At 72.6% G+C, this 24,133-nt stretch carries 21 protein-coding genes; 8 read left to right on the top strand and 13 right to left on the bottom strand.

Going from position 1 to position 24,133, the window contains the following annotated elements; all coding sequences use genetic code 11:
- Positions 1-13: 13 nt before the first annotated feature.
- The gene (locus V3N99_20565) at positions 14-445 is read right to left on the bottom strand and encodes a DUF6504 family protein (GenBank protein MEO3939122.1); all 432 of its coding nucleotides are present in this window, start codon (positions 443-445) and stop codon (positions 14-16) included.
- Positions 446-697: 252 nt separating this feature from the next.
- Between V3N99_20565 and V3N99_20560 the strand changes: the two genes are divergently transcribed.
- Positions 698-1,237 (top strand): YbaK/EbsC family protein, encoded by a 540-nt coding sequence (locus V3N99_20560; GenBank protein ID MEO3939121.1) that lies wholly within the window; start codon positions 698-700, stop codon positions 1,235-1,237.
- A gap of 17 nt (positions 1,238-1,254) precedes the next feature.
- Here V3N99_20560 and metF read toward each other — a convergent pair whose 3' ends face one another.
- Positions 1,255-2,181: a methylenetetrahydrofolate reductase [NAD(P)H] gene (gene metF, locus V3N99_20555; protein ID MEO3939120.1), complete on the bottom strand. Its 927-nt coding sequence runs from the start codon at positions 2,179-2,181 to the stop codon at positions 1,255-1,257.
- A 127-nt stretch (positions 2,182-2,308) separates the two neighbouring features.
- Here metF and V3N99_20550 point away from each other — a divergent pair, with 127 nt between their 5' ends.
- Positions 2,309-3,409: a polyprenyl synthetase family protein gene (locus V3N99_20550; protein MEO3939119.1), complete on the top strand. Its 1,101-nt coding sequence runs from the start codon at positions 2,309-2,311 to the stop codon at positions 3,407-3,409.
- A 23-nt stretch (positions 3,410-3,432) separates the two neighbouring features.
- Here the strand turns inward: V3N99_20550 and V3N99_20545 are convergent, their stop codons facing one another.
- From V3N99_20545 to V3N99_20535, 3 genes are read right to left on the bottom strand one after another with little or no spacing between them, the layout of a single operon-like run.
- Positions 3,433-3,765 (bottom strand): lycopene cyclase domain-containing protein, encoded by a 333-nt coding sequence (locus V3N99_20545; GenBank protein ID MEO3939118.1) that lies wholly within the window; start codon positions 3,763-3,765, stop codon positions 3,433-3,435.
- Entirely contained in the window at positions 3,762-4,145 is a 384-nt protein-coding gene (locus V3N99_20540) for a lycopene cyclase domain-containing protein (GenBank protein MEO3939117.1), read from the bottom strand. The genes V3N99_20545 and V3N99_20540 overlap by 4 nt, the downstream gene beginning before the upstream one ends.
- 36 nt (positions 4,146-4,181) lie before the next feature.
- Complete coding sequence (locus V3N99_20535; protein ID MEO3939116.1) at positions 4,182-4,613, bottom strand: Rv2175c family DNA-binding protein; 432 nt, start codon at positions 4,611-4,613, stop codon at positions 4,182-4,184.
- A gap of 172 nt (positions 4,614-4,785) precedes the next feature.
- On the opposite strand from V3N99_20535, the gene V3N99_20530 reads away from it, so the two are divergent.
- The 3 genes from V3N99_20530 (at position 4,786) to V3N99_20520 (ending at position 8,667) form a co-directional block, all read left to right on the top strand.
- On the top strand, positions 4,786-5,730 hold the full coding sequence (locus V3N99_20530) for a LysM peptidoglycan-binding domain-containing protein (GenBank protein MEO3939115.1): 945 nt from the start codon (positions 4,786-4,788) through the stop codon (positions 5,728-5,730).
- A 63-nt stretch (positions 5,731-5,793) separates the two neighbouring features.
- Positions 5,794-7,743 (top strand): Stk1 family PASTA domain-containing Ser/Thr kinase, encoded by a 1,950-nt coding sequence (gene pknB / locus V3N99_20525; GenBank protein MEO3939114.1) that lies wholly within the window; start codon positions 5,794-5,796, stop codon positions 7,741-7,743.
- Positions 7,744-7,749: 6 nt separating this feature from the next.
- Positions 7,750-8,667 carry a DMT family transporter gene (locus V3N99_20520; GenBank protein MEO3939113.1) on the top strand — a complete coding sequence of 306 codons (918 nt, stop codon included), beginning with the start codon at positions 7,750-7,752 and terminating at the stop codon, positions 8,665-8,667.
- 65 nt (positions 8,668-8,732) lie between these two features.
- On the opposite strand, the gene glpK (V3N99_20515) is transcribed toward V3N99_20520, so the two are convergent.
- The 3 genes from glpK (V3N99_20515) to V3N99_20505 form a co-directional block, all read right to left on the bottom strand.
- Positions 8,733-10,256 carry a glycerol kinase GlpK gene (gene glpK, locus V3N99_20515; protein ID MEO3939112.1) on the bottom strand — a complete coding sequence of 508 codons (1,524 nt, stop codon included), beginning with the start codon at positions 10,254-10,256 and terminating at the stop codon, positions 8,733-8,735.
- Between the two features lie 75 nt (positions 10,257-10,331).
- Positions 10,332-11,081, bottom strand: a complete 750-nt coding sequence (locus tag V3N99_20510) for an MIP/aquaporin family protein (GenBank protein MEO3939111.1) — start codon at positions 11,079-11,081, stop codon at positions 10,332-10,334.
- 90 nt (positions 11,082-11,171) lie between these two features.
- The gene (locus tag V3N99_20505; protein MEO3939110.1) at positions 11,172-12,920 is read right to left on the bottom strand and encodes a glycerol-3-phosphate dehydrogenase/oxidase; all 1,749 of its coding nucleotides are present in this window, start codon (positions 12,918-12,920) and stop codon (positions 11,172-11,174) included.
- Between the two features lie 187 nt (positions 12,921-13,107).
- Here V3N99_20505 and V3N99_20500 point away from each other — a divergent pair, with 187 nt between their 5' ends.
- Together V3N99_20500 and glpK (V3N99_20495) are read left to right on the top strand one after the other, a co-directional pair.
- On the top strand, positions 13,108-13,875 hold the full coding sequence (locus V3N99_20500; GenBank protein ID MEO3939109.1) for an IclR family transcriptional regulator: 768 nt from the start codon (positions 13,108-13,110) through the stop codon (positions 13,873-13,875).
- A complete protein-coding gene (gene glpK / locus V3N99_20495; GenBank protein ID MEO3939108.1) occupies positions 13,872-15,386 on the top strand; it encodes a glycerol kinase GlpK in 1,515 nt (504 codons plus the stop codon). The genes V3N99_20500 and glpK (V3N99_20495) overlap by 4 nt, the downstream gene beginning before the upstream one ends.
- A 31-nt stretch (positions 15,387-15,417) precedes the next feature.
- On the opposite strand, the gene V3N99_20490 is transcribed toward glpK (V3N99_20495), so the two are convergent.
- Positions 15,418-16,476, bottom strand: coding sequence for a GntG family PLP-dependent aldolase (locus tag V3N99_20490; protein ID MEO3939107.1), 1,059 nt, complete (start codon positions 16,474-16,476; stop codon positions 15,418-15,420).
- A 161-nt stretch (positions 16,477-16,637) separates the two neighbouring features.
- Between V3N99_20490 and V3N99_20485 the strand changes: the two genes are divergently transcribed.
- Positions 16,638-20,171, top strand: coding sequence for an ABC transporter ATP-binding protein (locus V3N99_20485; GenBank protein MEO3939106.1), 3,534 nt, complete (start codon positions 16,638-16,640; stop codon positions 20,169-20,171).
- Here V3N99_20485 and V3N99_20480 read toward each other — a convergent pair.
- The 4 genes from V3N99_20480 to V3N99_20465 all read right to left on the bottom strand — a co-directional run bounded on the left by V3N99_20480 (position 20,156) and on the right by V3N99_20465 (position 24,116).
- Positions 20,156-21,631: an AMP-binding protein gene (locus tag V3N99_20480; GenBank protein ID MEO3939105.1), complete on the bottom strand. Its 1,476-nt coding sequence runs from the start codon at positions 21,629-21,631 to the stop codon at positions 20,156-20,158. The two genes, V3N99_20485 and V3N99_20480, sit on opposite strands and share 16 nt — an antisense overlap.
- Positions 21,628-21,795 (bottom strand): hypothetical protein, encoded by a 168-nt coding sequence (locus V3N99_20475; protein ID MEO3939104.1) that lies wholly within the window; start codon positions 21,793-21,795, stop codon positions 21,628-21,630. The genes V3N99_20480 and V3N99_20475 overlap by 4 nt, the downstream gene beginning before the upstream one ends.
- Positions 21,796-21,838: 43 nt before the next feature.
- On the bottom strand, positions 21,839-22,696 hold the full coding sequence (locus V3N99_20470) for a DNA-formamidopyrimidine glycosylase family protein (protein ID MEO3939103.1): 858 nt from the start codon (positions 22,694-22,696) through the stop codon (positions 21,839-21,841).
- Between the two features lie 64 nt (positions 22,697-22,760).
- Positions 22,761-24,116: a 3-deoxy-7-phosphoheptulonate synthase class II gene (locus tag V3N99_20465; GenBank protein ID MEO3939102.1), complete on the bottom strand. Its 1,356-nt coding sequence runs from the start codon at positions 24,114-24,116 to the stop codon at positions 22,761-22,763.
- Positions 24,117-24,133 lie beyond the last annotated feature (17 nt).

Here is a 24,133-nt window from a genome sequence, read left to right as displayed (position 1 = left end):
TCGCTCCCGGCCCTCAGTCGGCGACCCCCACGAGGCGCCAGTCACTCTCGCCGGCCCGCGACACCGCGTCGTGGACCAGGTCGAAGACCCCCGCACCCGCCGCTCGGCCGGCACTGGCCTCCACCCGCCACACCTGCTGCTCCAGGCAGGCGACGGCGATACCGGTCTCCTGACCGGGCTGGGGGTCGAGCGCGTCACGCCACCAGGCGCGTCGTTCCCGCCACCGCGAGAGGACCCGGCGCACGACGTAGAGGCGGCCGTGCCAGATGAAGGCCTGGGGAGCGAAGAGCGGCTCCTCCTCGGAGCCGGTGGGCGTGCCGGGAGGGGCACCGACCAGCTCGGCTCCCCCCGGCACCACGGTGGGCAGGATCGTCGTGGCGGACGTGCCACCGGTGGTGGTGACCACGGTGGAGCGGACCTCGATCGGGTCGTCGTACCGACGCATGGCGACATGGCCCCTTCCCGGGCTCGGTTGGGCAGCAGTAGATGGAGCCGCCGGCCCGGCCGGAGCGGGGTCGAGGCGCACCGACCGGGACCGGTCGACCGGTCACCGGCAGGTGGTCATCCGGTGACCCGGAGTCGAACACCTGTTCGATGGCCCCACGGTACATCCCCCCTCGGACAGCCTGTCAAGACGCGCTCAGAAACCTCGCGAACCACCCACCGCGACCAGCCCCCACCCGCTACCGTCGGCTCCATGACGTCACCCGAGGGCCTGGTCTCGACTGCTGCCGGCGCGCGACCCGACGTCCTCGACCACCCCGCGGTCGTCAGGGTCCGTGCGGCCATCGCCGCGCACCTGGTGACGACCACGATCGTGGTCCTCGGCGACGCCGCCCGCACGGCGCAGCAGGCGGCCGACCAGCTCGGCGTCCCGGTCGCCCAGATCGCGAACAGCCTCGTCTTCGCGGCCCGCACCGCCCCCGGGGCCTCCCCCACCCCCCTGCTCGTGCTCACCTCGGGCGCACACCGCGTCGACACCGCCAAGGTCGCCGCCGCCCTCGGCCTGGCGGAGGTCAGCCGCGCCGACGCCGAGTTCGTCTGGGCGAGCACCGGATTCGTCATCGGTGGCGTCGCCCCGGTCGGCCACCTCCATCCGGTGCGCACGGCCATCGACGTCAGTCTCTCGCGCTACGACACCATCTGGGCCGCCGCAGGTCACCCTCACGCCGTCTTCCGCACGACCTACGACGAGCTCATCCGGATGAGCGGCGGGCTCCCCACCGAGGTGGTCTGACCGGGTGGGCCGGACCGTCAGTGCGCCGCCGTGACCCCGAGGTTCTCCCACACCTGCAGCGTGGCGGGCGAGCGGTTCATGGTGATGAAGTGGATGCCCGGGGCGCCCTCGGCGAGCAGCCGCTGGGCCAGCTCGGTCGTGATCTCGACGCCCACCTGGCGCACGGCCTCGGGGTCGCCGTCGACCGCCTGCAGCCGCGCCGCCACGGCGTCGGGCACCGGCTGGCCCGACAGCTGAGTCATCCGCGCGAGCTGCTTGACGTTGGTCACCGGCATCAGCCCGGGGATGATCGGGATCTCCCGACCGCGGGCCGCCACCCGGTCGCGCAGCGCGAGGTAGGCGTCGACGGTGAAGAAGAACTGAGTGATGGCGTAGGACGCCCCGGCGTCGGCCTTGCGCACCAGCACGTCCGCGTCGTGGTCGAGGTCGAGGCTCTCGGGATGCTGGTCAGGAAAGGCCGCCACCCCCACGGTGAACGACCCGAGCGAGCGGGTGAGGGCGACCAGCTCCTCGGCGTGGTCGAGGCCGTCGGCATGACGCTCCCAGGGCTCTCCCGGGCCGCTCAGCGGGTCACCGCGCAGGGCGAGGATGTTGGAGATGCCGGCGTCCGAGAACGACCCCACGACCCCCCGCAGCTCAGAGACCGAGTGCCCGACGCAGGTGAGGTGGGCGAGCGGCAGCAGGCTGGTCTCGCGCGCGATCCGCTCGGTCACCCGCACGGTCCGGTCGCGCGTCGAGCCACCCGCGCCGTACGTCACGGAGACGAAGGAGGGACGGGTCTTCTCCAGCCGCCGGATGGTCTCCCACAGCTGGGTCTCGGCCTCGTCGGTCTTCGGGGGGAAGAACTCGAAGCTGATGCTCGGGTCGGGGCTCGCGAGCGCCACGGGGATGGATCCCCGGGTGGTCGCCGGGCGCGTGGATCCGGGCGGCGAGGTGACCGACATGGTCTCGAGCGTAGTGCCCGACGAGACGGCAGGCCGGGGTGACCGATCGGTGGCCGACCACCTCGGACGCCCGTGAGCGAGGCACCGTAGGCTGGAGGCTCGTCTCGCCGCCCTCCCGGAGGACCCCGTGATCCCGCCCGACCCGCTCGACCGGCTCGCGCTCCGCGCCCGCGTGCAGTCGTGCGTCGACATCCAGATCGCCCACCAGCGCACCGTGCTCGCCCCGGTCGGCGCCGACCTCGAGGTCCTCGTCGACGCGGTGGCGCGGCTGCTCTCCGGTGGCAAGCGCCTACGGGCCGCCTTCCTCTACTGGGGCTACCGGCTGTCCGGTGCCCCCGACTCCGACGCCCTGGTGCGGCTCGCGACCGCGATGGAGGTCTTCCAGGCGGCGGCGCTGCTGCACGACGACGTGATGGACGGCAGTGACACCCGCCGCGGTATGCCGTCGGCGCACCGCGTCTTCGCCGCGTTCCACGCCGAGCGCGGCTGGGCCGGGGCCGGTGACCGGTTCGGTGAGGCCGCAGCCATCCTCGCGGGCGACCTGTGCCTGCAGTGGACCGACGAGCTGTTCGCCACCTCGGGGCTGCCCACCGAGCACCTGACCCGGGCCCGGCCCGTCTTCGACACGATGCGCACCCAGCTGATGGGTGGGCAGTACCTCGACCTGCTGGAGTCGGCCCGCGGCTGGGACGGGCTCGACAGCGCCGGCCGGTTCGAGTCCGTGCGCACCGTGATCCGGTACAAGAGCGCGAAGTACACCATCGAGCACCCCTTGCTCATCGGCGCCACCGCGGGTGGCGTCGATGACGACACCCTCGCCGACCTCTCGCGATACGGCCTCGCGGCCGGCGAGGCGTTCCAGCTGCGCGACGACCTGCTCGGTGTCTTCGGTGACCCCGAGCGCACCGGCAAGCCCGCCGGCGACGACCTGCGCGAGGGCAAGCGCACGCTGCTGGTCGCCCATGCCCTCGAGCAGGCCGACGCCGACCAGACGGCGATCGTCGACAAGCTGCTCGGGCAGCCCGACCTCGACGCCCACGGGGTCGAGGACCTGCGCGAGGTGCTGCACGCGACCGGTGCCGTCGACGCCGTGGAGGAGACCATCACCCGCCTCACCGACGAGGCCCGCAGCGTGCTGACCAGCCTGGCCGGCCGGTCGGGCCTGGACACCGAGGCCCTGATGGTCCTCGACGACCTCGTCACGGTGAGCACCGCCCGCGAGACCTGACGTCGACCTGAGCGCTCGGCGGGTCAGCGCTGGCGCCGACCCCTTCCGCCCAGACGCACCCAGAGCACGCAGGTCGCGAGCACCAGGGCGAAGCCGAAGGCGAGGTCCTCGACCGGGGCGAAGACCAGCCGGCCGTCTCCGACGAGCGGGACGCTGCCGTTGCCGATGATGGCTGCCGGGTCGTAGGTGACGATCCTGCGCCCGGTCAGCCAGCCGTTGGTGACCAGCTGGAAGAAGACGATGATCGCGTAGGCGAACCACCACTGCCTCGTGACCACGAGCCGGGTGCGCACCACCACGAGGTCGAGGGCCAGGGCGACGACGACCCCCAGGGCGGCCGCGGCCGTGTAGGTCACCGACCCGCCTGCCCGTCGTGGCCCGACCGACGGTCGTCTCGCGTGCCCCGTCGGACGGCGCTCCCCACGCCTCCTGCCCGGAGCACGGCACCGACCGCCTCATAGGTCAGCAGACCGGCGAGGGGCACGACGACGAAGAAGGAGAGCTCCTCGAGCGGCAGCCCGAGGACCCTGAGCGGGAGCACCTGGGCGGGGTCGAAGGACCAGTGCCCCGCGGCGGTCGCCGCGACGTCCCACCCGACGAAGACCACGGCGACCGGCAGCACCGACAGCGCCACCCGCCGCACCTGGTGGGCGAGGTCGAGGTCGAAGACCCGGTGCAGCGGCAGGGTGCCGACGAGGACGAACGCGAGCATCGCGGCATACGCGAGGTGACGCATGGGGCTCTTCTTCCGCTCTGGGGCGTCAGTCGGCGATCAGAACGCGAGAAGCATCGCTCGGCGCCGCACCTCGGTCTTGTGACCGGCGACGATCGAGTCGATCGGGGCCCCGGGCACCGGCAGGGAGTCGTCGGGGGTGAAGAGCCAGCGCAGGATGTCGGCGTCGTCCATGCCTCCGTCGCCCAGCACGGTGAAGGTGCCCTTGAGCTCGGGGCGGGGGCCCTCCTCGCCGAAGAACTTGGCGGGCAGGCTCACCACCCTCCGCTCGCCCGTGCGCAGGGCGAGCACCTCACGGTCGTCCACCCACTGACGGACGCGGGCCAGGGACACGCCGTAGCGCTCGGCGACGTCGGGGACCGTGGTCCACTCCCCCACGAGCTCGGCGAGCCCGGTCTCGGGGTCGTCGGGCTGGTCGCTCGCCGAGGGCAGGTCGGAGCCGGGGGTCAGGGGTTCGTGTCTGTTCGGCACCCTCACAGAGTAGAGGCGCCGGGCATGGGACGCGTCGCTCGGGGTGAGTGTCCGACTTGTCAAGCCACCACGCCGTGGTGGGCATGCTGTATCTTCCCTTTTGACCCCAATGGTCACGTCAGCCACGCTGACCCCTCTCGCCACACCCTCCCCACACCACCCAGGAGGCCACGTGCTCCCCGCCGCACTGCCTGCCCAGCCGCCCGTCACGCTCGCTCCCGTCACCTCACCCGCGACCGCGGCCCCCACCGGTTGGCAGCACTACGCCGTGCGTGGTGGTGACACGCTCTGGGACATCGCCCACCGCACCGGCACCACGACCGGTGCGCTCGCCGTCCACAACCGACTGCCGGACGCGGGACGCCACCTGCGGGTCGGCCAGGTGCTGCTCGTGCCCGGCAGCCCGGTCGCCCGGCCCGCGACGACGACGACCGCACGGCCCGCGCCGAGCGCGCCGACCGCGACCTCGACCTACACCGTCCGTGCGGGCGACACGGTCGAGGGCATCGCCCGACGCTCGGGCGTCACCCAGACCTCGATCATCAAGGCCAACAGCCTGCGCACGCCCTACCTGATCCGCATCGGGCAGACCCTGCGCCTGCTCCGGCCGACCCCGGTGGCGCCTGCTGCCTCGACGTCCGCCAACACCTTCGCCGGGCGCACCTACCCCGCCACGACCGTCGCCGCGGCCTCGGCCGCTCGTGCCCGGCTCGCCGCCGCCGCGCAGCCCAGCCGCACCCAGATGCGCGCGATCATCAGCGCCACCGCCACCCGCTACGGCGTCGACCCCCGGCTCGCGCTCGCCATCGCCTACCAGGAGTCGGGCTGGGACCAGCGACAGGTCTCGGTCGCCAACGCCGTCGGAGCCATGCAGGTCATCCCGGACGCCGGCACCTGGGCCTCCCAGCTGGCCGGACGCCGGCTGAACCTGCTCGACGCCCACGACAACGCGACGGCTGGTGTGGTCATCCTGCGGGCCCTGACGCGGTCGGCCCACTCGCTCAACGAGGCGATCGGGGGCTACTACCAGGGCCTCGGCTCGGTGCAGAGCAGAGGCATGTACGCCGACACCAAGGGCTACGTGGCGACCGTCAAGGCCCTGATGGCGAGGTTCTGACCCCGACCGCCCCACGGGCCAGCCTGCGCGGGATCACGCCCAGACCTCTCTACACTTGCGGACATGTCCACCGGCGTGGGTCCGAGCCTTCGTGAGCCGGTCGTCGGCCGCGTGCTCGACGGCCGGTACCGCGTGCTGGAGCACATCGCCGACGGGGGGATGGCCTCGGTCTACCTCGCCCTCGACGAGCGGCTCGACCGCGAGGTCGCCGTCAAGCTGATGCGCCGCGACCTCGTCGCCGACGAGACCTTCGTGACCCGCTTCCGGCGCGAGGCCCGGTCGGCGGCGCGGCTCAGCCATCCGCACGTCGTCGCCGTGCACGACCAGGGTGAGGACCACGGCGACATGTTCCTCGTCATGGAACACGTCCCGGGCCGCACCTTGCGTGAGGTCGTGCAGACCGAGGGGCCACTCACCCCGCGGGCCGCGCTCGACCTGCTCGACCCGGTGCTGCAGGCCCTCGACGCCGCGCACGCGGCCGGGCTCATCCACCGTGACGTCAAACCCGAGAACGTCATCGTCCGCTCCGACGGCACCGTCAAGGTCGCTGACTTCGGCCTCGCGCGGGCGGTCACCGCCGCCACGACGACCAATGCCTTCGGCACGATGATGGGCACGGTCGCCTACCTCTCGCCGGAGCAGGTCGAGCGCGGCATCGCCGATGCCCGCTCCGACGTGTATGCCGCGGGTCTCGTCCTCTTCGAGGTGCTCACCGGCCGCAAGGCCTTCGACGGTGACTCCCCCATCCACATCGCCTACCAGCACGTGCACGGATCGGTGCCGGCCCCCTCGGACCTGGTCGCCACGGTCCCTCCGCAGCTCGACCAGCTCGTCGCGCTCGGCACGGCACGCGACCCCGACCAGCGACCCGCCACCGCCGGCGACTACCTCACCCAGCTGCGTCGGGCGCGGCGGTCGCTCGGGACCGACGAGCTCGACCTGCGCCCGGCGCCACGCGAGCGTGAGCGGGCAGCCGCGACCCCGACCACCGCGATGCCGGCGATCTCCCACGGAGCCACGTCCGTGCTGCCGACGGTCCCGCCGCCGGGGCGGGCGGGCGGCCGCGTGGCCGGCCCCGAGGACCCGGAGAGCGTCGGCGACCCGGACGACTCCGGCGCAGCCCGTCGTCGGCGCTGGCCCGGCATCCTCGTCGCCGTCCTCGCGGTGGTCGTCCTCGCCGGGGGCGGCGCGGGCTGGTGGTTCACCGCCGGACCGGGCGGCAAGGTCGTCGTACCCACCCTGAGCGGCCTCACCCAGCCCGCCGCCGAGCAGGCCCTGCGCTCTCGCGACCTCTCCGCGACCGTGAGCCAGACCTTCAGCGAGACGGTCGCCGCGGGCACGGTGCTCTCGAGCGACCCCAACAGCGGGACGTCGGTGGCCAAGAGCTCACGGGTGGCTCTCGTCGTCTCGCGCGGCCCCGAGCGCTATGCCGCTCCCACCCTCGTCGGCACCCCGGCGTCCGCCGTGGCCGCGGCCCTCGAGAAGGCCAACCTCAAACCCGGGTCGGCCAACCAGGTCTTCAGCGAGACGGTCGCGGCCGGCACCGTGGTCAGCCAGGACCCCGCCCCGGGCACGACGCTCAAACGGGGCGACCCCGTCACCGTGGTCGTGAGCAAGGGCCGGGAGCCGATCCCCGTCCCCGACTTCAGCGGGAAGCCGGCGGCGCAGGCGAAGGACGGCCTCGCCGCCGCGGGGTTCACCGCCGCCGAGGGCACCCCGGTCAACAGCGACACCGTGCCGTTGGGGGCCGTCGTGAGCCAGACCCCGTCGAACGGCACGCTCTACCGCGGCGACAAGGTCACGCTCGTGGTCTCCAAGGGGCCGGTGCTCATCGCGGTGCCGAAGGTGGTCGGCAAGCAGCGCGGCGCCGCGGCGGCAGAGCTGCGCGCGGCCGGTTTCCAGGTCTCCTTCAACGAGGTGCTCGGCGGGTTCTTCGGCACCGTGCGCGGGTCCGACCCCGCCGCGGGCACGATGGTGCCCAAGGGCACGACGATCACCCTGACGATCGTCTGAGCGTTCGTGCCCCTGCCCGACCGGCGCACCGGACTGCTCGCCACCGGCCTGCTGATCGGGCTCACGGCGGTCTGGGGCTCGACCTTCTTCCTCATCCGCGACCTCGTGCAGACCGTGCCCCCGCTCGACTTCCTCGCGGTGCGCTTCGACCTCGCCGCCGTGCTCATGGTCGTGGTCTTCTGGCGCCCGTTGCGGGCCCTCGGCCGGCGAGAGTGGCTGGCCGGACTCGCCCTCGGCGGTCTCTACGGCGTGGCCCAGGTGCTGCAGACCCTCGGCCTGGCCCGCACCGACGCCTCGGTCTCGGGCTTTCTCACCGGCCTGTACGTCGTGCTCACCCCCCTGCTCGGCGCGCTCCTCCTGCGGGAGCGGGTGGGTCGGGCGACCTGGGCCGCGGTGGCCCTGTCGACCGCCGGTCTCGCCGTGCTGTCGCTGCGGGGCGTGGCGATCGGCACGGGTGAGGCGCTGACCCTGGCCTGCGCCGCGGTCTACGCCCTGCACATCCTCGGGCTCGGGCGGTGGTCGACCACCGAGCACGCGACGGGGATGTCGGCGGTGCAGATGCTGGCGATCGCGCTCATCTCGACGGTCGGAGCCCTGCCCGGGGGGATCACCTGGCCGCAGGGCGCCGGGCAGTGGGGCTCGGTCGTCTACATGGCCACCGCCGCCGGCGCGCTCGCCCTCTGGGTCCAGACCTGGGCACAGGCCCGGCTCAGCGCCACCCGCGCGGCGGTCGTGATGACCCTCGAGCCGGTGTTCGCCGCCGTCTTCGCGGTGCTCCTCGGTGGTGAGTCGCTCACGGGCCGGATGCTCGTCGGAGGTGCGTTGGTCGTGGCGGCGATGTATGTCGTCGAGCTGGGTGGGCGGCATACGGAGGCGCGACCACGGGCGATCGAGGCCGAGGTGCGCCACCACGAGGTCGGCTGAGCCGCTCGCAGGTGGGGCGAGGGGAACCATCTCCCCTCGCCCCACCTGCAGCCCGTCGACCCGGCTCAGTCCTCGTCGTCGTCCTCGACCCAGTCCAGGGTCTTGGTGACGGCCTTCTTCCACATCGCGTAGGCCTTCTCCCGGTCGGCCTGCTCCATCTGGGGCTCCCAGCGCTTGTCCTCGGCCCAGTTGGTGCGGATGTCGTCCTCGCTGTCCCAGAACCCGACGGCCAGCCCGGCGGCATACGCAGCCCCCAGGGCGGTCGTCTCTGCCACGACCGGGCGGATGACCGGCACGCCGAGGATGTCGGCCTGGAACTGCATGAGCGTCTCGTTGACCACCATGCCACCGTCCACCTTGAGCTCGGTCAGGTCGACGCCGGAGTCGGCGTTCATGGCGTCGAGGACCTCTCGCGACTGGAAGGCCGTGGCCTCGAGCACCGCGCGGGCGAGGTGACCCTTGTTGACGTAGCGGGTGAGGCCGACGATGGCCCCCCGGGCGTCCGAGCGCCAGTGCGGCGCGAAAAGACCTGAGAAGGCGGGGACGAAGTAGCAGCCGCCGTTGTCGTCGACGGTCTTGGCGTGGTCCTCGATCTCCGCTGCGTCGGTGATGAGGCCGAGGTTGTCGCGCACCCACTGCACGAGCGAGCCCGAGACCGCGATGGAGCCCTCGAGCGCGTACACGGTGGGCTGGTCCCCGATCTTGTAGCAGACCGTGGTGAGCAGGCCGTTCTTCGACGGGACCTTCTCGGTGCCGGTGTTGAGCAGCATGAAGTTGCCCGTGCCGTAGGTGTTCTTCGCCTGGCCGACCTCGAGGCAGGCCTGACCGAAGGTCGCCGCCTGCTGGTCGCCGAGGATGCCGGCGATCGGCACGCCGGCGAGCACACCCCGCGGCCGCACCTCGGCGTAGACCTCGGACGACGAGCGGATCTCCGGGAGCATCGACATCGGGATGCCCATGTCGGCGGCGATGCCCTCGTCCCACGAGAGGGTGTCGAGATCCATCAGCAGGGTGCGGGAGGCGTTGGTGGGGTCGGTGACGTGCAGGCCGCCCTGCGGGCCACCGGTCATGTTCCACAGCACCCAGGTGTCCATGTTGCCGAAGACGAGGTCGCCGGCCTCGGCCCGCTCCCGCGCTCCGTCGACGTTGTCGAGGATCCAGCGCACCTTGGGCCCGGAGAAGTAGGTGGCCAGGGGAAGTCCGACCTTGTCCTTGTAGCGTTCGGCTCCCCCGCCGAGGGCCCCGAGCCGGTGGCAGATGGAGTCGGTGCGGGTGTCCTGCCAGACAATGGCGTTGTAGACCGGCTCGCCCGTGTGGCGGTCCCACACCATCGCGGTCTCGCGCTGGTTGGTGATGCCGACCGCCGCGATATCGGCGGCCTGGAGGTCGGCGTGGGCGAGGGCGCCGGCGCAGACCGACCGGGTGTTCTCCCAGATCTCGACGGGGTTGTGCTCGACCCACCCCGCCTTGGGGAAGATCTGCTCGTGCTCCTTCTGGTCGACCGCGACCACGCGGCCCTCGTGGTTGAAGATCATGCACCGGGTGGACGTGGTCCCCTGGTCGATGGCGGCGACGAACTTGTCACTCATGGGTTGTTCCCTTTCTTCACGGACGACATTGGCGTGAGGCTCCGACGACGGCCGGGTGGCCGGGTCGGTGGGCTGCTACTTGACGGAGGTGACGGCCTTGATGAGGTCGGCGGCGTCGGTGCTCTTGAACACGAGCGTGGCGATGACGGAGCCCACGATCGGGGCGGCGACAGGGATCCAGGCGTAGCCCCAGTCGGACGAACCCTTGCCCTTGATCGGCAACAGGGCGTGGGCGATGCGGGGGCCGAGGTCACGAGCGGGGTTGATGGCGTAGCCCGTGGGGCCACCGAGGGAGGCACCGATGCCGACGACGACGAGGGCGACGGCGAGCGGGCCGACCTGGGTCGGGGTCCCGCCGGCGACGAGCACCCAGAAGATGAGCACGAAGGTGGCGATGACCTCGGTGACGAAGTTCCAGACCGGATTACGGATGGATGGTGCGGTGGAGAAGACGGCCAGCTTGGTGCCTGCGTCCTCCTCCTCGTCGAAGTGGTTCTTGAAGGCCAGCCAGCACACGGCCGCCCCGATGAACGCCCCCAGGAACTCGGCGGCGAAGTAGACCAGGGCCTGGGTGGCGGAGATCGCGCCCATCATCCACTGGGAGACGGTGACGGCCGGGTTGAGGTGACCGCCGGTCGAGAAGGCGACGTAGACGCCGACGTAGACGCCGAGACCCCAGCCAAAGTTGATGAGCAGCCACCCCCCGCCGTGCCCCTTGCTCCCCTTGAGGATCGCGGTAGCCACGACCCCGCAGCCCAGCAGGAGCAGCATCGCCGTCCCCATTGTCTCGTACAGGAAGATGTGACCCAAACTGACGTCGCTCATCGAATAGTCCTCCATTGGACGGTCGGCACGGCGGCCGATGTGGGAATGTAGCGGTGGTGCGGTGGTGCGGTGGTGCGGTGGTGGTGAGGCTCAGGAGTCGGTCGAGCCCCGCTCGGCCGGGTGGTCCGCACCGACGCGGACCTCGGGTGCGCCCATCCGGGCAGCATCGGCCGTGCGGTCGTCGGGCAGGCGCTGCGACTCCCGCTCGGCCTCGACCCGGGCCCGGTAGTGCTCGACCTCGTTGACGACGGCTGCCTCGTCCCAGCCGAGGAGCGGAGCCACGAGGTCGGCGACCTCGGCAGCCGCAGCCGTCCCCCGGTCCCAGGTGTCGACCGAGATCCGGGTGCGGCGGGCCAGTATGTCGTCGAGGTGCAGCGCCCCCTCGTGGGAGACGGCGTACACCGCCTCGGCCTTGAGGTAGATCGGGGCACTCTCGAGCGGCTCGCCCAGTGTCGGGTCCTGTCGGATCAACGCCACGATCTCCTTGATCAGGCTGCCGTAGCGACCGAGCAGGTGGTTGATCCGGCCACGTGGAAGGCCCGTCTCCTCGGCCAGCCGGTCGCGGTTGTCGGACAGGGCGAGGTAGCCCTCGGCCCCCAGCAAGGGCACCCGCTGCGTGATCGACCGCCGCACCTTTCCGGGCAGCTGCTCCGCTGCAGCGTCGATGGCGTCCTCCGCCATGACGCGGTAGGTCGTGTATTTGCCTCCGGCGACGATGACGAGGCCGGGCACCGGCGCGACGACGGCGTGCTCGCGCGAGAGCTTGCTCGTCTGGTCGGACTCGCCGGCCAGCAGCGGTCGCAGGCCGGCGTAGACGCCCACGACGTCGTCACGGGTCAGCGGCTTCTGCAGCAGGGAGTTGGCGTGGTCGAGGATGTAGTCGATGTCGCTCTGGCTCGCGGCCGGGTGCGCGAGGTCGAGGTCCCACGGGGTGTCGGTGGTGCCGATGACCCAGAAGTCGTCGCTCCACGGGCAGGGGATGATGAAGAGCAGGCTCTTCTCGGTCTCGGTGATCAACCCCGTGTCCGAGTCGATGCGGTCGCGCGGCACCACCACGTGCACGCCCTTGGAGGCCGTGACCCGGAAGCTGCCCCGGCCACCGACCATCGACTGGATCTCGTCGGTCCACACGCCCGCGGCATTGACCGTCACCTTGGCCCGCACCTCCAGCTCGCGACCGCTCTCGAGGTCGACGACCGTTGCACCGACGACGCGCTCGCCCTCGCGCAGGAACCCGGTGACCCTGGTGCTCGTCGTCACCCTGGCGTCGTAGGCCGCAGCGGTGCGGGCGATCATCATCGTGTGGCGAGCGTCGTCGACCTGGCCCTCGTAGAACATGATGCCACCGTGGATGGCGCCCTTCTTGCCTCCCCGGAAGCTGTTGAGCGTCGACTTCTTCGACAGATGCTTGAGGTGGCTCGGCACTCCACGGCCGGCGCCGAGCACGTCATAGACGCCCACCCCGGCACCGACGTAGGCCCGGTCCACGAACGGCCGCTCGAGGGGGTAGATGAACCGCACCGGACGCACGAGGTGGGGGCAGAGGGTCTCGAGCATGAGCTTGCGCTCGCGCAGGGCCTCGAAGACGAGCGAGAAGTTGAGCTGCTTGAGGTAGCGCAGACCGCCGTGGATGAGCTTCGACGATCGGCTCGAGGTGCCCGAGGCGAGGTCGCGCGCCTCGACGAGGGCGACCCGCAGACCCCGGCTTGCGGCGTCGAGGGCAGCACCGGCACCGACGACCCCACCACCGATGACAAGCACGTCGAACTCGGTGCTGGCGAGGTCCACGAGGGCCTCTTGTCGCTCCTGGGGGCTGAGTGCCGTGGAGAGCAGGCTCATGAGGACTCCTCGATCGTCGTCATTGGCAGGGTCGCGAACTGCGACGACCCGAAACTAGCCGTCGACGTCCCACGCCGACAAGACCCGTCGTGCGGCATCGCCGAACGATGGCCGGCGAGACCGGGCCGACGCACTGCCGCCCCACCATGCCGGTGTGCCTGAGTCGCGGTGTAGGTACTCTGTCTGCGTGGCGGCAACGGTGCAGTCGGTGGAGCGGGCCGCGGCCGTCATGCGGTTGCTCGCCGGGGAGGATCAGCCCCTGACGCTCGGCGCGATCGCCGACGCCCTCGGCCTGGCCAAAGGCACGGCGCGCGGTCTGCTCCTCACCCTGCAGGATGTGGGCTTCGTCGAGCAGGACCGGGCGGCCGGTCCCTATCGGATCGCCCCCGGGCTGTTCGACCTCGGACGGACCCGCCTCGACCCCAACGAGCTGCGGTCCCTGGCCCTGAACTGGACCGATGCCCTCGCCGCGCGCTCGGGAGAGTCAGTGAGGCTGGCGACCTGGGAGCGTGACTGCGCGGTCGTGGCGCACCACGTCTTCGGCAACGGGCGCCGCCAGGAGTGCGTGACCACGGGGGCGGTCGTGCCGCTCCATGCCAGCGCCCTCGGCAAGGTGATCCTCGCTTACGACCCAGGGGCAGCGCGTAGCACCGTCGGGGTCGAGCTCGAGCCGCTGACCCATCGGACCATCACCGACCGCCGGGTCCTGATCCGCGAGCTGGCCAGGGTGCGAGACGCCGGGTGGGCCGTCTCGGTCGAGGAGGACGAGGTCGGCACGGCGGCCATCGCGGCACCCGTGCGCGACGCCGGCGGGCACGTCGTCGCGGCCGTCGGGGTGCAGGGTCCGTGCGAGGTGCTGTGCGACATCCGGGGTGTGCCGCGGCCGCGTCTGGTCGAGCTCGTCGTCAGCAGCGGCCGGTCGATCTCGGACGAGCTCGGGCACGGACGCTCGTGACCGAGACCTACGTCGCGGCCATCGACCAAGGCACCACCTCGACGCGCTGCATGCTCTTCGACCGCAGCGGGACGATGGTGTCGGTCAGCCAGCGCCAGCACCACCAGCGCCACCCTCATCCCGGTTGGGTGGAGCACGACGCCGCAGAGATCTGGTCGATCGTGCAGGAGGTCGTGCCGCGTGCTCTTGCTGACGCCGCGGTCCGGCCCGAGCAGGTCGTGTCGATCGGCGTCACCAACCAGCGCGAGACGACGGTCGTCTGGGACCCGGCCACGGGGCGCCCGGTCATGCCGGCGATCGTCTGGCAGGACACCCGCACAGGTGCCGTGCTGGAGGACATCGCCACCCGGATCGCGCCGGACGACGTGCTCGCCCGCACCGGCCTGCCGCTGTCGAGCTACAGCTCCGGGCCCAAGCTGCGGTGGGCCCTCCAGTCGGTGCCGGGGCTGCGGGAACGCGCCGAGGCGGGCAACCTGCTCTTCGGCACGATGGACACCTGGCTGGTGTGGAACCTCACCGGCGGAGTCCGGGGAGGGTTGCACATCACCGACGTCACCAACGCCTCGCGCACCATGCTCATGGACCTGCGGACCCTCGACTGGGACGACGGGCTACTGACGGCGCTCGAGATCCCCCGCTCGATGCTCCCGCGCATCGTCCCCACCGTGGGGGTGGTCGGGCGCACCACGGACCCGGTTCCCGGCATCGCCATCGGGGCGGTCGTCGGCGACCAGCAGGCCTCGCTCTTCGGTCACACCGCCTTCGACGTGGGGGAGGCCAAGTGCACCTTCGGCACCGGGGCCTTCCTGCTGCTCAACACGGGCAGGGACGTCGTCGCCTCCCAGCACGGCCTCATCACGACCGTCGCCTACCAGGTCGGCGACGAGCCCGTGGTCTACGCGCTGGAGGGGTCGATCGCGACGGCCGGCGCCCTTGTGCAGTGGGTGCGCGACCACCTGGGCCTGATCCGCACCGTCTCCGAGATCGAGACCCTGGCCCGCACGGTCTCCGACACCGGGGGCTGCTACCTCGTGCCGGCCTTCTCCGGGCTCTTCGCGCCGCACTGGAACCCCTCGGCACAGGGGCTCGTCGTCGGGCTCACGAGCTATGTCACCAAGGCCCACCTCGCCCGGGCGGTCCTGGAGTCGGTCGCCTGGCAGACCCGCGACATCGTCGAGGCCATGGCCGCGGACCTCGGCCAACCGGTGAGCTCACTCACGGTCGACGGCGGGATGACGACAGACAACCTGCTCATGCAGATGATCGCCGACGCGCTCGGCGTCCCGGTGGTCCGGCCGAAGACGGCCGAGACGGTCGCGCTCGGAGCGGCCTATGCCGCGGGCCTTGCCGTCGGCTACTGGCCGGATCGGCGCGTGCTGCGCAGCACCAAGCACCGGGCCGGCCAGTGGGACCCGGCGGCCGACCCGGCGGTCATCGCCCGGACGTATGCCGCGTGGGGCGACGCCGTCGGCCTCGCCGCCCGATGGGGCGACCTGCGCCGCGACCACTGACCGTCACCGGCTCGACGCGGCGTCAGGCAGGTCAGGCAGCCGGCCCCTGGCGCAGTAGTCGCGAGACCACGGCGACGGCGTGGTCGGTCGCGCTGTCGTCGACGTCGAGGTGCCAGACCAGCCGGACCGCCTTCGGCCCCACGGCGTAGAAGCGCACCCCGTGCTCCAGGGCAGCGGCGACGAGGTCCCCCGAGCCCCATCCCGCCACGGAGACGTCGACGACCAGGATGTTGGTCTCCACCGACGCGGGGTCGACGCTGCCGGGAGCGGCCTCGGCGAAGGCGGCTGCCGCGCGCCGGGCCCGGGCGTGGTCGTCGGTCAGTCGCTCGAGGTGGTGCTCGACGGCATACAGACCGGCGGCCGCGAGGATGCCGACCTGGCGCATGCCACCGCCGTAGCGCTTGCGCCAGATGCGCGCCTCGGCGACGGCGCTCACCGAGCCCACGAGCACCGATCCTGCCGGTGCCCCCAGCCCCTTGCTGAGACAGACCGAGACGGTGTCGAACTCCTGCGCGTAGTCGTCGAGCGGCACGCCGCTGGCGACGTGGGCGTTCCACAGCCGCGCGCCGTCGAGGTGCATCGAGACCCCGACAGCGCGGGTGGCCGCCCGCACCGCCCGGATCTGCTCCAGCGGCTGCACCGTGCCTCCACCGAAGTTGTGCGTGTTCTCCAGCACCACGAGCGAGGTGTCGACCTGGTAGGGACCGGAGCCGGTGATCATCAGGTCGATCGGCTGCTGCGCGTCGAGCAGCCCCCGCCGTGAGACCCAGGTGCGCGAGGTGATGCCCGAGAAGGCGGCAGCTGCCCCCAGCTCGGCGCGCACGACGTGGGCGAGCGAGTCACAGACCATCTCCTGCCCGGGCTTGACGTGCAGGCGCAGACCGAGCTGGTTGGCCATCGAGCCGGTGGGGGTGAAGAGGCCGGCCTCGTGACCGAGCAGCTCGGCGACCCGGTCCTCGAGGGCGTTGACGGTCGGGTCCTCGCCGAAGACGTCGTCGCCGACCTCGGCCTGCGCCATCGCCTGACGCATGGCCTCGGTCGGACGGGTGAGGGTGTCGGAGAGCAGGTCGGCACGCACGGCGGTGGTCACGTCTCGCAACCTACCCACGCGGGCCACCACTGCCACCTGCCGTCCGTATGCCGGGTCGCCTCCGTCCTCGCGCCGGCCCGGCGACGCGGCGGGGCAGAGCCCGGCCACGGAGGCACAAAACGGGAGGCGGGGTGTCGGTGCCACCACGTACCGTGGCCGACGTGCTGACAGTCACCCCGGTCGAGGAGCCGACCTCGCGCGTCCCCGTCCCGGGCCTCCCGACCCCGCGCCCGCTGGACCACCGCCGGCTGCGCAGCGCCGGTGCCGCGGCGGCTCTGGTCGCCGCCGGGGTCGCTGCCCTCGGTCAGGCTCTCGGCACGGCGGTGGTGGGGCGCATCGCAGCGCACCCGACCCTCGCCCTCGTGGCCACCCTGGCCCTGTGCCTTGTGGGCGGGGCGGTGCTCGACACCGTCGGACGCACCCTGTGGGCGGTGCGCGTCGACCGCGCCGAGGGGGTCCTGCGTGCCGACCTGCTCGACGCGGTCATGCGGCAGCCCCTGTCCGTCCTGACCGAGCAGTCCGTCGGTGAGGTGCTCGACCGCATCGACGACGACACCCACGAGCTGGGATCCCTCCTGAGGCAGAACGCGTGGATGGTGATCCGGCTCATGCTCTCCGCGGGCCCGCTCCTCGTCGTCGCCGGCCTGACCTTCTGGCCGGCCTGGGTCTTCCTCCCCGTGGTGACGGTGGCGGTCCTGGCCGTCATCCGACCGCTGATGGGCCCGCTCACCGACGCCAAGGTGGTCGAGGAGATCGCCTGGACCGACCACGCCGCCGTCATGGAGGAAGGGGTGGCGGCTCGCAGCGACCTGCGCACCAGCCTCGGTCAGTCGCACGTGGTGCGCCGCTGCGCCGAGCTGGCCGCCGTCGTCCACGCGCGCTTCCACGACGTCGTCGTGCTGGAGGCCCGGATCACCCGCCGCAGCGGCGGGGTCCTGCACGCGATGCTCGCCGGGGTCGCCGTCGTGGGGGTGGTCCTCGCGGTCGACGGCAAGGAGACGGTCGCCGCGCTCGTCACCCTCTTCCTCGTCACCACCACCATCGTGGGCCAGCTCAGCCAGGTGGCCCACCACCTGCCCGACCTGCAGGCCGGGATGGGGGCGCTGCTGCGGCTGCGCACGCTGCTGGCCTGCGAGACCGAGCCCGTGGGCGGCGACCCGCTCCCGCCCGGCGGGCTCTCCCTCGACCTGCGGCGCCTGCGCTTCGCCTACCCCGAGGGCGGGTTCGCCCTGCAGGACATCGACCTGTACGTGCCGCCCGGCACGACCTGCGCGCTGGTGGGGCGCAGCGGCTCGGGCAAGTCCACGCTCGCCTCGCTGATATCCCGAGCCGTCGACCCTCCGCGCGGTTCGGTGCTGCTCGGCGGGGCCGACACCCTCGACCTCGACCTGCAGCAGCTGCGGGGGGCCGTCGGCGTCGTGACCCAGCGCACCGAGATCCTCGCCGGCACCCTGGAGCAGAACATCACGCTCTTCGCCGACCTCCCCCGCGCCCGGGTCGACGACGCGGTCACCGAGCTGGGCATCGGCGACTGGGTGGCCGGCCTGCCCGACGGCCTCGACACGGTGCTCGGTCCGAGCGGCACGTCCCTCTCCGCCGGCGAGGAGCAGCTCGTCGCCTTCGCCCGGCTCCTGGTGCGCCACGTGCGCGTCGTCGTCCTCGACGAGGCCACGGCGAGGATGGACCCGGTGACCGAGTCACGGGTCGTCGCCGCGTCGCAGCGGCTGCTCTCCGGGCGCACCGGGCTGCTCGTCGCCCACCGCCTCAGCACCACGGAGCGGGCCGACCAGGTCGCCGTCCTCGCCGACGGACGCATCGTCCAGCAGGGTCCGAGGGCCGCTCTGGCAGCATCGGAGGGCCCCTTCCGCGAGCTGCTGGCCGCCTCCGACGAGGTCGCCGCGTCTGCGGCGACGACCCCGACACCCGCCCCCGGCACCAGCGATCCCCCCGGGCCGGTGCGGGTGGGCACCGCCCGTCGCCGGGGAGACCCACCGCCGGCCCTCACCGTGGGCACCGGGCCCGGTCTCGCCCGCGGCACCTGGACGGCACTGAGCATCCACCCCCGATGGGGGTGGGTCAGCGTCGCCCTCTTCAGTGCCTCCGCCCTCCTCGGGGCGTACGGCGCCGTGACCGGCTGGATCTGGGGGCACGTCGTCAGCGAGGTCGGCGCAGGCGGGCGACCGTGGCTGCTGCTGAGCCTGCTCGTGCTCGTGCTCCTCCTCGCCCCCCAGCTGCTGGCGTCGGCCATCAGCCGCTATCCGCGGTGGTGGGTGGCCGTGCTGCTCCGAGCCCGCACCAGCGTGCTCGTGGGGCAGACGGCCCAGCACCGTCTGCCTCCGACCCCGCCGGGTGAGGTCGTGGCCCGGGCCATGGACGCCGACCGCTACGCCCGCTACGCCGACCGCTGGGTCGACCTGTCGACCGGGCTGCTCATTGCCCTCGTCACCGGGATCGCCGGCCAGAGCGTCCTGGCCGGTCTCCTCCTGCTCGCGGTCATGGCCCTCACCGCCGTCGCCAGCGCCTTCGGTGCACCCGTGGCCGGACGGTCCGCAGCGGCGGCCTCGGACGCCCGAGCCCGCTTCGGTCGGTCGCTCGTGTCGGCGCTGGACTGCGTGCGCACGGTCAAGCTGGCCGCCGCCACGCGCGACGTCCACCGCCACCTCCAGCAGGTCGACAGCGGCCGCGTCGGCGCCGCCGTGCGCGAGCACCGGGTGCAGTCCGTGCTCGACGGCGTGCCGGTCGTGCTGGTCCAGGTGGCCGTCGTCGCCGCCTGGGCGGCCCACCTGGCCGGCTGGTGGAGCCTGGCCACCGCGCTGCTGGTCTCGAGCGCCGTCTCGGGCTTCGACTGGTTCGGGCGGGTCGCCGGTGCGGTCGTCACCGAGGCCCCGGGGACGCGCGCGTGGCAGCGGGCGATGACCGCACTCGCGGGCGGCGGCGACCTGATGACGCTGCCGGAGGGGGTCGACCTGGTCACCGGCGCCGCCCCCCGCCCAGCCACGGGCGTGGTCGACCGGCTCCATGACCTCGAGCTGCGGGGGCTCACCGCCATCCACGACGACGGCACGATCGGGGCCAGCGACGTCGACCTGACGCTGCGGCGCGGCGAGCTGGTGCTTCTGCTGGGTCAGATCGGGTCAGGCAAGTCGAGCCTGCTCTCCGCCCTCGCCGGTCTCGTCCCCTATCGCGGGTCACTGCGGTGGAACGGCGCCGAGGTCGACGACCCGCAGACCTTCCTGCGACCCGGGCGGGTGGCCCACGTGGCGCAGGTGCCGCGGGTGCTCTCCGGCAGCTTCGCCGCCAACATCCACCTCGACCACCCCCGTGAGGTCAGCGCGGCGGTGCGTGGAGCCCGCCTGCAGCACGACGTCGCCGAGGCTGGCGGCGTCGACGCCCGGGTCGGACACCGGGGCGTTCGGCTCTCCGGAGGTCAGGTGCAGCGGCTGGCCCTGGCCCGTGCGCTGGCCACCGACGCCGAGCTGCTCGTCGCCGACGACGTGTCGTCGGCGCTCGACGCCGTCACCGAGCTGCAGCTGTGGGACTCGATGCGCGAGCGCGGCAGCACCGTGATCGGGGCCACCACCAAGCGGGCCGCGCTCGGGCGGGCCGACCGCGTCGTCGTCCTCGTGGACGGCCGGGTCGCCGCCCAGGGGCCCTGGCGCGACCTCGAGGCCCGCTGGGGTCACCTCGCCGGCTGACCTGGCCCGGCGTCGGGCTGGACCGGGGGCAGCAGGAGCGCCTTCTGCACCTTGCCCATCGCGTTGCGCGGGAGGGCGTCGGTGAAGCGCACCTCACGGGGACGCTTGTGCGCCGACAGGGAGGCACCGACGTGGGCGACGAGATCGGCGGCCAGCGCCTCGGCGTCTGCGGGCAGCGGGACCGACGCGGCCGGCACGACCCACGCCACGATCCGCTGCCCGAGGTCGGCGTCGGGCTCACCGACGACGGCGCACTCGTGCACCGCGGGGTGGGCCAGCAGGGTGGTCTCGATCTCGCCGGCTCCCACGCGGTAGCCGCCGGTCTTGAGCAGGTCGGTGGAGGCTCGGCCGACGATGCGGTGCCAGCCACCCCCGTCGATCACCGCGACGTCACCGGTGCGGAACCAGCCGTCGGCGGTCGTCGAGGCCGCGGTGGCCTCATCGTTTCCCAGGTAACCATCATAGAGCGTGTCCCCCCGCACCTCGAGAGAACCGACCGACTCCCCGTCGTGGGGCACCTGCTCACCGTGCTCGCCCCGCAGCCGGGTCTCGACCCCGGTGACCGGCACGCCCACCCACCCGGCGCGTGGGATCGCATCCGCTCTGGTCGCGACGGTGATCAGGGTCTCGCTCATGCCGTAGCGCTCCACGACGCGGTGGCCGGTCAGCTCGTCGAGGCGCGCGTAGACCGGGGTCGGCAGGGCGGCGCTGCCCGACACCAGCAGTCGAGCCGACCGCAGGGCGACAGCGTGCTCGGGGGCCTCGGCGACCCGCGACCACACCGTCGGCACACCGAAGAAGAGCGTCGCACCGTCGGAGGCGGCCGCGGCATACGCCTGCGGGGTGGGTCGTCCGACGTGGTGCAGCCCGCCGCCCAGACGCAGGGGGCCGAGCACCCCGAGCGCGAGCCCGTGGACGTGGAAGAGCGGCAGCCCGTGAGCGAGCACGTCGGCCGATGTCCAGGCCCAGGCGTCGGCGAGCGCGTCGAGCGCTGCCGCCACCGCACGGTGCGACAGCAGGACACCCTTCGGCAGACCGGTCGTCCCGGACGTGTAGAGCACGAAGGCGGTGGTCGCCGGGTCGACCCCCACCCCGACGTGCGACCCGCGGGCGTCGAGGTCCACGGGCACCGCGGGCAGCCCACCGTCGTCGGTCGGTGCCGGGCCCAGCCACAGCTGCGCACCGGAGTCGTGCACGAGGTGCGCCCGCTCCTGCAGACCGCTGTCGGGAGGCACCGGCACCACCGTCACCCCCGCTCTCACGGCCCCAGCGACCGCGGCGACCGTCGTCATCGTCGGCTCGGCGAGCACGGCCACCCGGGTGCACCCCGACACGCTGTCGGCCACCGCGGCCGCGGCTCCGCGCAGGTCGTCGTACGACGCGACGGTGTCACCCACACGCACGCGCGTCCCACCGCCCCGCGTCAGGCCGGGCAGCAGGTCGAGGGTCACGGCACTCACCCCCGCAACCTACCCGCGCGGTCCGTGACGGTGCGGCGGAGGACGACCGAGCCCACGATCGCCCCGACGACGCTGACCACCACGGCCACCATGCCGGCAACCACCGCGAGGCCCCCCGAGGTGGCGACGCCGCCGACGAGCCGCAGGACGGGTCTGCTGCTCACCGGGCAAGGCTGTTCGGCCCGGCTGCTGCCCCGCGCGCGTCGGCTACACCTGCTCCTGCGGGCACCACCAGGTGGTGCGCCCGCCGACGGTGGCCCGCACCATCTCGGCGCCGCAGCGCGGGCAGTGCCCGTCGTGGCGGCGGTGGCGCACGATCTCGCCGGTGTGCACCCCGCCCTTGCGGATGGCGGTCCGCGTCGAGGCGCGCAGGTGCCTCCTCAGGTCGTCGAGCTCGTCGGTGGTGAGCTCGCCGCAGGGTCGCTGGGGTGACAGGTGCGACTGCCACAGCACCTCGTCGGCCAGCAGGTTGCCGATGCCGGCGATCTTGCTCTGGTCGAGCAGCCGAGCCTTGAGCGGAGCCCTCCCCTTGCCGATGCTCGCCCGGAACTGCGCGCGCGTGATCTCGGCGGCGTCGGGACCGAGCGCGTCGATGTCCGGCTCCAGGCGTACCCGCCCCAGCCGCCTGGTGTCGAGCAGCCGCATCGAGCCGCCGTCCTCGAACCACAGCGTGAAGCGGAACCACACATCCTTGGGCGGCCTGCCTCCCCGGCGCGGCCGCGACCCGACGTAGTCGCCGCCTTCCCGCACCGGCCCGCTGCGGGAGGAGTCCCCGTCGGCGTCGACGGGTGGCGCCACGAGGATCCGGCCACTCATCCCCAGGTGCACGCCCAGGCGAGGCCCCGGCCCGTCGTCGTCGGTCAGCCCCGACGTCTCGCACCACATGCTCTTGCCCCGCCGGAGGGCGGCGGTCAGCTCGCGACCCACGAGGGCGTCACGGATCTCCCCCGGGTGGTGCGGGCGGCACTCGAAGGTGTCGGTGTCGTCGACGTCGGCGATGGTGCGCTGAAGCGCCGCCTTCTCGATGACCTTGCGGGCGGACTCGACCTCGGGCAGCTCTGGCACCTCGCCATCCTCACCCGGCACGCCGGACGGCGCCGCCCTCGGGGCGGGTGAGCTGGGGGCGGGCTCAGTCGCGCCCGAGCATCTCGGCGACGAGGAAGGCCAGCTCGAGACTCTGCTGGTGGTTCAGCCGCGGGTCGCAGACCGTCTCGTAGCGGTTGGCGAGGTCGGCGTCGAGGATCTTCTCGGCTCCACCGAGGCACTCGGTGACGTCGTTGCCGGTCAGCTCGACGTGGATCCCGCCGGGAACGGTGCCCAGGGCCTGGTGCACGTCGAAGAAGCCGCGCACCTCGTCGACGACGTCGTCGAAGTTGCGCGTCTTGTAGCCGCTCACCGACTCGAACGTGTTGCCGTGCATGGGGTCGCAGATCCACGTCACCTCCGCGCCGGAGGCGGTGACGGCCTCGACGATCGGGGGGAGGGCGTCGCGCACGTTCTGGCAGCCCATCCGGGTGATGAGCGTGAGGCGCCCGGGCTCGCGGTGCGGGTCGACCTTGTCGATGATCTTGAGCAGGTCGGTCGGGTCGGCCTTGTTGGAGACCTTGATGCCGATCGGGTTGTGGATGCGCGAGACGAAGTCGATGTGCGCGCCGTCGAGGTCGCGGGTGCGCTCCCCCACCCAGACGAAGTGCGCCGACGTGTCGTAGGCGAGCCCGCTCCGCGAGTCGATGCGCGTCATCGGCCGCTCGTAGTCGAGCAAGAGCGCCTCGTGCGCGGAGAAGAACTCCGTCGTGCGCAGCTTGTCGAAGTCGGCGCCGCACGCCGCCATGAAGCGCATGGCCTTGTCGATGTCGTGGGCGAGCCGCTCGTAGCGGGAGTTCGCGGCGTTGGCGACGAAGCCCTTGTTCCAGTCGTGCACGTGCCGCAGGTCGGCGAAGCCGCCCATCGTGAACGCGCGCACGAGGTTCAGCGTCGAGCTGGCGGCGTGGTAGGCCTGCACGAGCCGCTGCGGGTCGGGTCGGCGCGCCTCCGGCGTGAAGGCGAAGTCGTTGACCATGTCACCGCGGTAGGCCGGCAGCGTGACGCCCTCACGGGTCTCGTTCCCCGAGCTGCGCGGCTTGGCGAACTGCCCGGCCATGCGCCCGATCTTGACGACCGGCACCGACGCGCCGTAGGTCAGGACGGCCGCCATCTGGAGCAGCGTCTTGATGCGGTCGCGGATGTTGTCGGCCGTGGCGTCGGCGAACGTCTCGGCGCAGTCGCCACCCTGGAGCACGAAGGCCTCTCCCCGGGCGGCCGAGGCCATCCGGGCGCGCAGCACGTCGCACTCACCGGCGAAGACCAGCGGTGGGCAGCTCGCGAGGGTGTCGACGGCCGCCCGCACGGCGTCGGCGTCGGGCCACTGCGGCTGCTGCGCCGCGACGAGCCTGCGGCCCGCCTCCTCGAGCTCGGTCCGGAAGAGCGCACTGTCCTGCTGGTTCACGAGGTGAAGTCTAGGAG

The sequence above is a fragment of the Dermatophilaceae bacterium Soc4.6 genome (assembly GCA_039889245.1).
In the GTDB taxonomy this organism is placed as follows: Bacteria; Actinomycetota; Actinomycetes; order Actinomycetales; family Dermatophilaceae; genus Lapillicoccus.
This window is presented reverse-complemented; position numbering and strand designations above follow the sequence as displayed.

Bases quoted from the DNA above. Each gene is read 5' to 3' on its own strand.
- V3N99_20510 (MEO3939111.1), bottom strand. From the start codon at position 11,081: ATGAGCGACGTCAGTTTGGGTCACATCTTCCTGTACGAGACAATGGGG.
- V3N99_20505 (MEO3939110.1), bottom strand. From the start codon at position 12,920: ATGAGCCTGCTCTCCACGGCACTCAGCCCCCAGGAGCGACAAGAGGCC.
- V3N99_20540 (MEO3939117.1), bottom strand. From the start codon at position 4,145: ATGCGTCACCTCGCGTATGCCGCGATGCTCGCGTTCGTCCTCGTCGGC.
- V3N99_20560 (MEO3939121.1), top strand. From the start codon at position 698: ATGACGTCACCCGAGGGCCTGGTCTCGACTGCTGCCGGCGCGCGACCC.
- metF (MEO3939120.1), bottom strand. From the start codon at position 2,181: ATGTCGGTCACCTCGCCGCCCGGATCCACGCGCCCGGCGACCACCCGG.
- glpK (MEO3939112.1), bottom strand. From the start codon at position 10,256: ATGAGTGACAAGTTCGTCGCCGCCATCGACCAGGGGACCACGTCCACC.
- pknB (MEO3939114.1), top strand. From the start codon at position 5,794: ATGTCCACCGGCGTGGGTCCGAGCCTTCGTGAGCCGGTCGTCGGCCGC.
- V3N99_20565 (MEO3939122.1), bottom strand. From the start codon at position 445: ATGCGTCGGTACGACGACCCGATCGAGGTCCGCTCCACCGTGGTCACC.